This is a genomic window from Pseudoalteromonas luteoviolacea, assembly GCF_018100925.1.
In the GTDB taxonomy this organism is placed as follows: domain Bacteria; phylum Pseudomonadota; class Gammaproteobacteria; order Enterobacterales; family Alteromonadaceae; genus Pseudoalteromonas; species Pseudoalteromonas obscura.
Window position 1 is genome coordinate 1 of record NZ_JAGJEH010000028.1, and the last position, 10927, is coordinate 10927.

The 10927-nt window shown below is 41.7% G+C and carries 10 protein-coding genes; 2 read left to right on the forward strand and 8 right to left on the reverse strand.

The annotated features are described in order from the left end of the window. Positions 1 to 517: 517 nt before the first annotated feature. The 7 genes from J8M00_RS27565 to J8M00_RS27595 form a co-directional block, all read right to left on the reverse strand. On the reverse strand, positions 518 to 655 hold the full coding sequence (locus J8M00_RS27565; RefSeq protein WP_211013569.1) for a hypothetical protein: 138 nt from the start codon (positions 653 to 655) through the stop codon (positions 518 to 520). Between the two features lie 52 nt (positions 656 to 707). After that, a complete protein-coding gene (locus J8M00_RS27570; RefSeq protein ID WP_211013570.1) occupies positions 708 to 2804 on the reverse strand; it encodes a winged helix-turn-helix domain-containing protein in 2097 nt (698 codons plus the stop codon). A gap of 446 nt (positions 2805 to 3250) precedes the next feature. Further along, on the reverse strand, positions 3251 to 4093 hold the full coding sequence (locus tag J8M00_RS27575) for an alpha/beta hydrolase (RefSeq protein ID WP_211013571.1): 843 nt from the start codon (positions 4091 to 4093) through the stop codon (positions 3251 to 3253). Beyond that, complete coding sequence (locus J8M00_RS27580) at positions 4093 to 5412, reverse strand: M23 family metallopeptidase (protein ID WP_211013572.1); 1320 nt, start codon at positions 5410 to 5412, stop codon at positions 4093 to 4095. The genes J8M00_RS27575 and J8M00_RS27580 overlap by 1 nt, the downstream gene beginning before the upstream one ends. A 23-nt stretch (positions 5413 to 5435) precedes the next feature. Further along, on the reverse strand, positions 5436 to 6779 hold the full coding sequence (locus tag J8M00_RS27585; protein WP_211013573.1) for a M23/M56 family metallopeptidase: 1344 nt from the start codon (positions 6777 to 6779) through the stop codon (positions 5436 to 5438). A gap of 11 nt (positions 6780 to 6790) precedes the next feature. After that, complete coding sequence (locus J8M00_RS27590) at positions 6791 to 7168, reverse strand: BlaI/MecI/CopY family transcriptional regulator (RefSeq protein WP_211013574.1); 378 nt, start codon at positions 7166 to 7168, stop codon at positions 6791 to 6793. A gap of 99 nt (positions 7169 to 7267) precedes the next feature. Further along, complete coding sequence (locus J8M00_RS27595; protein WP_211013575.1) at positions 7268 to 8125, reverse strand: LytTR family DNA-binding domain-containing protein; 858 nt, start codon at positions 8123 to 8125, stop codon at positions 7268 to 7270. Between the two features lie 145 nt (positions 8126 to 8270). Here J8M00_RS27595 and J8M00_RS27600 point away from each other — a divergent pair, with 145 nt between their 5' ends. Then, positions 8271 to 8681 carry a DUF2141 domain-containing protein gene (locus tag J8M00_RS27600; protein WP_211013576.1) on the forward strand — a complete coding sequence of 137 codons (411 nt, stop codon included), beginning with the start codon at positions 8271 to 8273 and terminating at the stop codon, positions 8679 to 8681. Positions 8682 to 8691: 10 nt separating this feature from the next. Further along, a complete protein-coding gene (locus tag J8M00_RS27605; protein ID WP_211013577.1) occupies positions 8692 to 10215 on the forward strand; it encodes a carotenoid oxygenase family protein in 1524 nt (507 codons plus the stop codon). A 100-nt stretch (positions 10216 to 10315) separates the two neighbouring features. Here the strand turns inward: J8M00_RS27605 and J8M00_RS27610 are convergent, their stop codons facing one another. Continuing rightward, positions 10316 to 10522, reverse strand: a complete 207-nt coding sequence (locus J8M00_RS27610) for a hypothetical protein (protein WP_211013578.1) — start codon at positions 10520 to 10522, stop codon at positions 10316 to 10318. Positions 10523 to 10927 lie beyond the last annotated feature (405 nt).

The following is a 10927-nucleotide window of genomic DNA, read 5'->3' on the forward strand; positions in this document are numbered from 1 at the left end:
GCGTCCTGGCTGACTCACTTCAGCGTCCTGGCTGACTCACTTCAGCGTCCTGGCTGATTCACTTCAGCGTCCTGGCTGATTCACTTCAGCGTCCTGGCTGATTCACTTCAGCGTTCTGGCTGATTCACTTCAGCGTCCTGGCTGATTCACTTCAGCATCTTGGCTGACTATGGCTTTAACTCTTCACTGGCTGACTACAGCTTCCTTGCTGACTTAAGAGAGTTTAGCGATTCAGCCTCCAATAAAGTTTTGCATCCTTACAAAGCATTGGAGGCGAATCACACTACCAAGTGCCCACTCCTTGCTGCGGTACCCAAGTTATTGAAATACGTATCAAACACCAACAACTAAACGATTGTTTTTTTATAACTTAAATAATAAGCTTATTTATCATAACGTTAAGAAACTTATTATTGTGATTATTTCAATCGTGTAAGTAAGAATATGACTTGGTAAACCAGTTCAGAAAGAGGGGGAAGCTGACACTCCATAAGCTTAAAAATATATAAAAAGGTAATTACTCACCTTTTCCATAAGGATCACTGCACTCTTTGCCTATATGACAAAACTCAGGTGAAGTCGAGTTCAATACATACAATGGGCCTAAGGTAAGCGCTGCAATAAAGGCAAAGCTCAACAGTTTATTGATGTTCATAATAGTTCTCTTCTTTAGTTAAAAGTTACTTTCTAGAAAAAGCATTGCAAGGTTACTCAAAATACAACTGCTGTATTGCGGAGTTGTTTATCTGAACGGATAGATACACAATGTGTTCGCCCAAATGATCTGTAGAAGTTCTTGGGTACATACTCAAAAACAAATCCTCAATGACAGAATGCTTTTTCGTTACTAAATCCACATGGTGCACATAACTTTTTAAATAATCATAATCTGACCAGATGACAGAATTTTGTTTAACATGCCAACGAGTAATTAACTGAAGACCGATGCGATGTTCCATTGCCTCTAAAACTTTTAGGTCTGAGTCTAAATGGTAAAGGTCACCACTGCCGTCCGCAGCTACAAACCCATTTTTTGAAGATCGGATAGACATATACCCTCGTAGAAATACATCTATCGTAGAAGTGGAAATATTGAACCTTTGTATCTCCCACTCACCTGCCACTTGAACACCAAACAAAACCTCTTCGCCATTGCGAATGAATACGCCATCACTACTTAAACCTGAATCTGCGGTTAAATAATGAATGTGGTTATTTTCAACAGAAAATATTGCGAGCCTATGACCTTCTTTGACGAGTAAATACTTGTTGTTCGGTGCTGAATCTAGAAGTTCAAGCCGCTTCTTCGTTTCGTAGTGTATAGTCTGCTGCTCGGTGTTGATATTGAGGTGGGCGATATAATTGATGTTATTTTTTTTAATTCGTACCCATCTCATATTTTCATTTTCAGGGTCAAACATCATGGATGTAACTTCCGGTGCAGTATCAATGACCCGGCTTACTGCACCCGCATCAGCAAAAGAGCGTTCAATGTACAACCTATCAGCCCGAACTTGCGACTTTTTAATCGCAACCACACCACCATTATTATCAACAGCTATATCGGTGATTAAGTCGCCTTGATTTTGCAAAACAACTTGCATAGCTCCGGTGTGAACATCAACAATATTTAGAGCGTCCCTATCTAGCATAAGGATTTGTTCATCATTCAACCAAACAGCACCATGAACCTGTGCACTTGTTTCACTGAGAACTCGCTCTTGTTGTGATTCAAAGTTTAATATCACAAGCTGATAGCTATCCGGTTTCATCACTATTGTCATCAACTTTTTTTTATCTGGTGAGACCGTGCCTCCCCAGATATATTGATCCGAATGACTTGGGGCTACAAGCCGAGTTTTTTGCAAAGTTTCAAGGTCGACTGCATATATCATCAATCTTGATTCAGCTTTATTCGCAAGCTGTACAATAACTTCCGATGGAACTCTCCCCGGTTGAATACCACTAATAAGGTATTGCTCATCAAACAGGGTGATCATGGCACTTTCGGGATCTGATACCGTTAACGGTAATAACTTGAGAGAAGATGCGCCTGTTATGGTGTCGCTAAAGAGCAGAACTTTGTCATTCTGTGCAAAACTCACAAATCGCGCATTGATTGCCTTAGTAGTCAACTGTCGGACTGAGTCATCTTGCTTATCCAACAAGTATACTTGGCTTAATTCATTTTCTAGGTTTCGACCTGTAAATGCCACGAAACGACCATCCGACGACACGGCTACAGATTTTTTCTCCCCTTTGTACTCTGTCAGCAATTTCTCGCCAATAAAATCGAGGCGACTAGAGGATTGTTGAATAACAATATATATACATGTCACTACTATGATGACAGCGCAGGTTAACCAAATCGTATAGCGTTGCTTGTTGCTTTTTGGTTGGGTTGTACGCTCTGATATTGACGGTGCCGCTTCAGGCTCTTCAATTGTGGGAGTTAACGTCTCGTCGCGCGACTCATCCAGTATAGAAGACTCACAAATTAACTTATAGCCACGTTTTGCGACCGACTTTATATATTTAGGATTATGTAAATCGTCATCTTTAAGGGCTACCCGTAGCTTTTTCACTGTACCACGCACGGCGGTATCCGTTACCACGCGATCTGCCCAGACATGCTCATGCAACTCCTCTACCGTGACATAGCGACCACGGCAATGATAGAGGTACAGCAGCAACTCCATGACTTTAGGTTCTACCGAGATTTCTTCGCCGTTTAGAAAGAGCAAGCCTTGCTCCAAATCCACGACAAACTCCCCAAGTGAAGCTCTATTACTATCCTTTTGCAACAAACTATTCCCAACTAAAGTTTTACGCACAAGATGGACTAAAACCAACGCCAATAATGCTAAATATGTAAATATTCATAAAAATATCGACACATCAAGTGTACCAAGGAAATCCTTGACAATTCAACCAAAACAGTTTCACCACAAGTTGAAAATCTCTTTATAAATATATAGTTATATTCATAATCACCCGTATTTTACTACCTCAACGATATAAATTAGTACTTAATAAACATTCACTTAAGATATTTTTTAATGAGTGATACGCATCAAAATTATGAAACGAGAGGACAAATTTGTATTGACACTTTTTCACAATCTAAACCCTATGACGTCCTATGCGACCAGAATTGTACGTCATTCATATGCGAAAAAAGGAATAATTAGAGGTTTACTATAATAAAAAAGTGTCAAGCTGTTCAGCATGTACTGCACAGGGTGGGTCATTATTTTCCGTATAACTCTACTAGCCCCTCAGTGAGCAACAAAGCAAACACACTAAAATGCGAGGTATTGGGGATCACTTTGTATTGGTAATCAAAGTTTTTGTACTGGCGTTTATCTAAAATACCAACAAAAGTTTTCAGATCCGTCACCATTTTCCCTTCTTTGCCACCAATATAGTAACGGACAGTGGCGGGTAAAGCGCTGTTATACTTTGCATAGCGCTGCTCCATCTCGAATATAACTTTATTGTCATACCATAGAGATGGACTGCCTAATATATATGACTCGAACAAGCTTGGCTGATGTAAAATAATGTATGTGCCAAGCAATCCACCATAAGAGTGGCCCACAAAGGTTTTTCGTGTTTTATCAACACGGAATTGACTAGCTATTAGTGGCAGCACTTGGTTGTCTATAAATTTCACATAATTGTTTGCTTGTCCGGATACTTGTTGAGCCGCTTTTGAATGCCCTTGTGTCTCTTTCGGTGCAAACGTAGGCGTGTAGTCCCGAGTCCGGCTAAATAGCGGGTTGGTTCCTTTAGAGTAAGAGATACCGACGAGAATGACTTCTTCAATGTCTCTACCTTCCATTAAGTGTAATATCCCACTGGCTGTGGCAATGGAATAACTTGTATCATTGATCAAGACAAGCGGATAATTGCGTGTTGACTTTTTATACCCCTTGGGTAGCCGCACATACAGCTCATAACTTTGTTTGTTAAATTCGGATGTAATTTGCAACGTCTGTGTATTTTGAATAACAAACTGCTCGCTAGCACTTACTTGCGTAAAAAACGTCAATAAGATTGCATTCAGTGTAAAAAAAAGCGGCTTATACATTAGTGTTGATGCTCCTTGAGGGTCTGATTAAAAACGAGTTGTGACGGCTCATTTCTTTTTGCATAACTGTGTTCTAATTGCGCTTCAATACGCGCAACGGTTTTAGAAAAGTCCTCCAATTTAGCACCAGCAAGTTTGCGTGCAGTATATCGATGGGTCTTAAGCGTCAAAGGATTGATAGCACGCCCATCTTTGTGAACTTCAAAGTGTAGATGTGGCGATTGAGACAGGCCTGTACTGCCCAGATAACCGATTACCTCCCCCTGTCTCACCTCACTCCCAGCTTTTATTCCCGTAGCAAACCCTTGCAAGTGGGCATACAACGACTGGTATCCATTTGCATGCCTAATCACAATGCGATTACCAAAACTGCCGCCCCAATTGGCTTTAAGCACCTTGCCGTCTCCGGCAGAAAAAATGGGCGTGCCGATTGCAGCACCAAAGTCCAGCCCCTTGTGGAGTCTTGAGTATCCTAATATTGGGTGTTTTCTGCGCCCAAACGTAGACGATAACCTAGCCCCATTAAGTGGTGTTTTAAGCAAAAAACTCTGCACTGGTCGTCCATCGGCATAGTAAAACCGATGTTGCGATTCGCCTGTTGCTCTATAGCGGTATAAAGGATGAGGTACACCTGATACTGTCAACTTGATAAAGTTTACTTTGTCCACTTCACTTTTTTTGGATAGTGGGTGTGTATCGATTAGCTGAGTAGACTGATAGAACACTTCAAATACATCCGTATCTTGGAGCGATCTTTGAAAGTCCACTCGATGAGAAAGAACAGCAATAGCCCTTTGAATGACATCCACTGCAACGCCTGTGTCTAACGCACTGTTGTAAAGACTGCGACCAACATTAATTCGAATATGCTCGTCTACCAACTCAGACTCCAGAGTTGACTCTCTTACTTGCCAATCTCCATCTTCTAAAGTCGCCGTTAAGATTGTCGCAAAACGTACACCTATCGAAAACGCGATTAATGAGCCTCGCTGGTTGAGCGTTAGTTGGAATGCTTTTCCCGTCGTCAGCTTATTCAGATCCAACCACGGCTGTACTTCACGTATCAGAGTCATCACTTGCTGCGTATTTACGTCATAGCGGCGCAATACACCTATCAAGTTCTCTCCAGCAGCTAACCTCAAGGTTATAATTGAGCTTTTCGTTATATTTTTAAGCTTCTTAGCCTCATTAGTACCAATATTAACATCAGCCGGCGCCCCACCAACTGTTGAGCGAAGTTTAGACTCTTCAGGCTCTGATGTTGCGGTCACTACTTTTTCACAGGTGCAAGCAACCCCTACAACTAAAGCTGCAGCCATTAATAAACCGTTTTTTATCATGATTATTCTAGTGCTAAAATTGCCAAAGGGTTGATCCGCTGCTCTTGATATAGCAACTCAAAATGAAGGTGTGCTCCTGTAACACGGCCTGTCGCGCCTAACGTCCCAACTTTACCGCCTCCTTGTATCCGAGTCCCCCTCTCTACCTCAATTGTATCTAAGTGGGCGTATAGGCTTTGATAACCATTTTCATGCTGCACGAGCACCACATTCCCATACCGTGACGGTAAGGTTTTCGCATCAGCAATAACAACCGTACCGCTGGACACAGCCATTACTGGCGCACCAACAGGTGCAACCAAATCAATGCCACCATGCGCCTTTGAGTTTCGAAACTCAGAGATATGCCCATAGTGCGAACTCACCCAAAAGTTATCTAATGGGTTGTGCCAATGACTGGTATTTACGTGTAGCGCGGGCGCGGCTTTTATATTCACCAAGCCGAGTAAAATCGTGAGCAGCAAGAGCAAAATAATTAGATAAACAGGTTTATTGGATTGAGGCTGAATAATTTCCTGTAACCTGAGTTTGTAATCGGCCAAGCTCAAAGCACCGGATGAAAAATTAGCTGCACTTGCAAAAGAATGGGTGTTCACAGAGTGTTTAAGTGCAGTCACCAAGGTTGCAGCATAGTGTTTTTTATTTAATTCAAAATGTGTCACCGTAAACTGATCACACCTTAGCTCTAAAGCATGGACAAAACTCTTTTCCATTCGCTTTACAAAAGGGTTAAACCAAAGAATGCAACCGAGGATGCTCCATGCCACTAAAGCCAAATGATCTTTATTACGTATATGAGTCACTTCGTGACACAGTAAACTATATTGCTGTTCGCTATCCAATTTAGAAAAGTAATTGGGCAATACAATTTTGCAGTTAGTAATACCGAAAACAAAAGGAGAACAATTAATAGGAAGCTGAATGCATGGCACCGAAGTAACGGACTGCTTGAAAGGCTCAGATGTACCTAATAGTTTATTTATGCTCCGCCAGCTGATAAACAATGTATACAGCTTGCGAATGGCCACAACCAAATAAAGCGCAATCACACCATAAAATAAAGTATCAGCCAATAAAAGTGTACTTTGCTCTATATTACGTGGTACTTGACTCTGTTGCTGTTCAATATAGCCTCCGAGCTCTAAGAGTACTTTTGGTATATGTACTAATTCAGAACTAGACCCAAATGGTAAAATAGGTATCGCCGACAATACTAATATTGCCCACCAGACTGTCGGAGAAGATGGATACCTACGAACTATCAAATTACCCACATTCAACAGTAGATAACTCGTTAATAGCCATAAAGCTAACATCATGATGGGGCTTACTAATGTCCAATCCATGCCATTGTGCCTTATTCTTTGCTCTTCCCATTTAGCTCATCAAGCAGAGATTCAAGCTCATCTAACTCTTCAGCTTCAATAAGACGACTATCCGCAAACATCGCAACAGGTAGTGGCCCATCCAACTCAAAAACAGATTGAGCAAACTCTTGTGCACAAACAGCAAGTGTAGGTACCTTCTCAACTGCCGCGGTAAATATTTTTTTGTTTCCTTGCTCTCCTACATTGAGCAGCCCTTTATCTGACATGCGTTCAAGCGTTTTCCTAGTTGACGAGTAGCTCCAAGAAAACTCTGTCTCAATTTCATCATGAATTTCTCTGGCTGTTCTTGGCTCACGCTTCCAAAGTAATTTTAGAATCACTAACTCTGTGTTGTTTGGCTTTAACATACTTCCCCCTGTGACATATGTCGCACTTTAACACACGAGAAAGTGCGACACAAGTCGCACCTTATCAAGTAAGGACGCTATAAAACAGAGGGAATTGGCTTACAGGAGGTTAAGTTGCGCTTTGGCAGTACGCATATAAGTCTGAGAAACAGGCACTTCCAGCCCATTGGATAGTATTAAAACTAGTTTCCTCCCATCTTTTTTAGTGGAATCAACGGCTTCTTTGGCAACCCACCAAGAGCGGTGAGTTTGAAAACCCGGAAACTCGTGGAGTTGCAACAAGGCGTCTTTGAAACGCATCAACAATAAGTGCTCCCCCTTATCAGTGATGACTTTCAAGTAATGGTCGTCCATTTGTAAACACAACAGCGAACCGCGCTTTTCAATAGGGAGTTTATTTATAAATTCAATTGAATTACGCTCCTTCAGTTCACCTACTTGTGCTTGTTCAGTGTCAATTTTTGCTTGCTGCTCAATGATCACTTGGCGCTGCAATTTAACATATGTCTTGACTGCGCTTGCCGCCGTAATAATCCCACCTATAAACACACTGGCAATAATTGATGAAACAACAGATCCCCAATAGCCTGATGGCATAGAAAAGAAAGCCGAGATAATAAACGGTGCGATCAACCCCATTACTAGGCTTGCTAAAAAGGTTGAAAGAGCCAGCGTTATCAGTTTGTGGCGTGCCCAGATCGGTAAATAGGCATCAAATACCCGGTCTCCTACCCTTATTGCTGGCGCATATAAAGCATAACCGCAAAAACACATTGTCAGCCAAAAGCCAAGGGCATAAACAAAGCTCACACTATCCATACCAAATGGCTTTAAATAAGCTAAAAAAGTGGCAAACACAAATACAACTGCGCAATCAGAGAAAAAATCTCGGAGCATCCAAGATTTTATTAAACTTTGATTTGATTGAATATTTTTATCATTTTCACGATTCGCCAATTTGACACCTTATAAATCAGACCGTTTCACGAAGTAATTGTCCCCCCCCGCGAAATCCAGATTGCTCACAGGGTAACCGCATTTTATCTTGTTTAACGACAAGCGCAATTACGCATCAGAAAATAACAACAGCAGAGGATAAAAAATGAAAGCCTTACTAGTGACACTTAGTCTATTAAGCACTCCAATAATGGCAAATGAATTAGAGCTACGAATTGCTGATATCAATAGCAGTGAAGGAAAGATTTACATTGAGCTGTTTAAAGGTGAGCAAAACTATAAAGAGGGTCAAAGTTACACCGCAAGTATTATTAAAGCTCAAAAAGGGCAGACCACAGCCCACTTCAGCAATTTAGAAGCCGGTGAGTATGTTGTTCGTTTTTTTCACGACATCAACAATAATGCAAAGTTGGATAGTAATTTATTTGGTATTCCTACAGAAGGCGTAGGGTTTTCAAATAATGCAACCGTCCAATTCGGCCCACCTAGCTACCGAGATATGGTTATCGCCATAAACTCAGGTCGCAATATAGAAAACACCACTATCCACTATTAAGGAGCCGACGATGGAACGCCGACAATTGTTAAAAGGTATGCTAGCAGCGCCATTGGCACATGCCGCAATTTCTAATCCGTGTTTAGCGAGTAACTTTCTTGCCACGGAAGACATAATGACAATAAACCAAAAACGCTTTACGGCCGCATTGGAAAAACGCCCAGAGCTTATCGGTGTGGTCGGTGTCGATTCCAATTACAGACCACAAAAATTATTATTGGAGGGCAAATTACCTGCTGATTTAACCGGATCATTTTACCGTAATGGTCCAGGCCTTCACCAAAGAGCCGGGCAGCGCTATACACACCTGTTCGAAGGTGACGGCATGGTGCATCAATTCCATATCGGCAATGGTACGGTTTACCACCAAGGAAAGTTCATTCGAACCGATAAGTTTAAACAAGAAGAAAAAGCTGGAAAATTTTTATACTCAGGTCCAGACAGTAAGTTGCAAAACAGCCAATCAATTGCCAACCCAGATTCGATAAACACTGCCAATACAAACGTCATACCGGTGAACGGTGAGCTTTGGGCACTCTGGGAAGCTGGCTCTGCGACAGCTCTAAACAGCCAATCTTTAGATACGCTAGGGCGGGTCAACATTGGCAAAAATACACAGTATGAACAAAGCCTAAAAGGGCTTCCTTTTTCTGCACATCCAAAGCTAGAAAAAGATGGGACTATTTGGAATTTTGGCTACGCGCAAAGTGGGCATATTGTGCTGTATCATTTAAGCTCCGCAGGAGCTCTTAAAAACGTCGCGTTGATAAACAGTGGCTTTAAAGGTGGGATGGTACATGATTTCCTTATCACCAAAAACCACATACTGCTGGTTCTCCCTTCGCTGAAACGAGACTTAAGCACAGAGGGGTTATTTTCATCTATTCAGTTTCACCCGCAACAGCCGATGGAAGTATTAGTGATCAGTAAAAATACGTTAAAGATCACAAAACGCTATGAGTTAGATCCTGGTTTTGTTTTCCACTTTGGCAATGCTTGGGAAGACCAGCAAGAAAATATTCATTTTGATATGAGTCTTTACCCAAATAGTACAGTTTTACATCACATGGCATCTATGATGAGAGGAGAGGTTAATATTCCCGTTTCACCGGCACAAACCGTGTTATTTTCTCTAATGTCTAACGGAAAAACCAAATCGCATAAAATTGATGGAATAAGTGAATTTCCACGGGTATATAGCCATTTGACAGGGTATAGAAATCGCGACTTGTTCACACTCTCATCAGTTGAAAGTGATGTGTGGAGTGACAGTGTAAGACGCATTAACCTAGATACTGACAGCCAAGATCTATACACCTATGGGAAGGACTTTTTAGTTGAAGAACACGTATTGGTAGATCAAAACCAAAACGCAAAGGGTGGCTATCTAATTGGCACTGCGTTGCATATTCCAAGCAAGCGGACTTGCTTAAACATTTTTCGAGCACAGCATGTCGCTGATGGACCAATTTGTAGAGCTTGGCTGAACAATGCAATCCCACTGGGTTTTCATGGAAATTTTTTGCCTAGCTAATTTTTCAATGGATACTGATAGCCCCAATAACAGCCAGCGGCAGTATGCGCACATCCATGCCACCAAATCGATAAGGCGACACAATCGTCGCCTTAAAAGTTTAATTCGGGTTATGGCAAAGCCCGTTAAACGAATAACAGTCTCGCCCCGTGACACAGCCTAAATAGACAGCTGTGTCACACCCATAGCTACACATACCGTAAGTCTCGAAATTTCCGCCACCTACTTCTGCCGTTTGCTTGGCTGCTAGCTCATTTGATGTCTTAGATAAATTTTTTACGCGTTTCTTATTCAACTTTATTTTCATAATTATATCCTTTAACTTATTATTGCTGCCCAATTAACAGCCTTACCATTTTTACCGTTTTTAGTGAGTCTGGCAAATAAAGACTGTCTCTTTTCTGTAACCAAATAAGATAAACCTACCTAGCATCAAAAACATGGATCCTGAAACGAGTTCAGGATGACATCGTGCGAAAGGTTTATGACACAGCGCGAAGCGCTGGCATTCTTTTCACGCAAGGTGAAGTGAGGCGTTTTGACCGCTGATGAGGGACTATATTTAAAAGGAGTAAAGGGTGAAAGCTGTGAAGGTTGCTCCCTTCACCTTGCGCTTATCGTGCAAAAGGTTAGCGACAGCGAACGAAGTGAGAGCGCTCTTTTTGCGCAAGGTGAAGTGAGCCGTTTTAACCACTGCTGAGGGACTTAAACG

Bases quoted from the DNA above. Each gene is read 5' to 3' on its own strand.
- J8M00_RS27600 (WP_211013576.1), top strand. From the start codon at position 8,271: ATGAAAGCCTTACTAGTGACACTTAGTCTATTAAGCACTCCAATAATG.
- J8M00_RS27590 (WP_211013574.1), bottom strand. From the start codon at position 7,168: ATGTTAAAGCCAAACAACACAGAGTTAGTGATTCTAAAATTACTTTGG.
- J8M00_RS27565 (WP_211013569.1), bottom strand. From the start codon at position 655: ATGAACATCAATAAACTGTTGAGCTTTGCCTTTATTGCAGCGCTTACC.
- J8M00_RS27605 (WP_211013577.1), top strand. From the start codon at position 8,692: ATGGAACGCCGACAATTGTTAAAAGGTATGCTAGCAGCGCCATTGGCA.
- J8M00_RS27575 (WP_211013571.1), bottom strand. From the start codon at position 4,093: ATGTATAAGCCGCTTTTTTTTACACTGAATGCAATCTTATTGACGTTT.
- J8M00_RS27580 (WP_211013572.1), bottom strand. From the start codon at position 5,412: ATGGCTGCAGCTTTAGTTGTAGGGGTTGCTTGCACCTGTGAAAAAGTA.
- J8M00_RS27610 (WP_211013578.1), bottom strand. From the start codon at position 10,522: ATGAAAATAAAGTTGAATAAGAAACGCGTAAAAAATTTATCTAAGACA.
- J8M00_RS27585 (WP_211013573.1), bottom strand. From the start codon at position 6,779: ATGGATTGGACATTAGTAAGCCCCATCATGATGTTAGCTTTATGGCTA.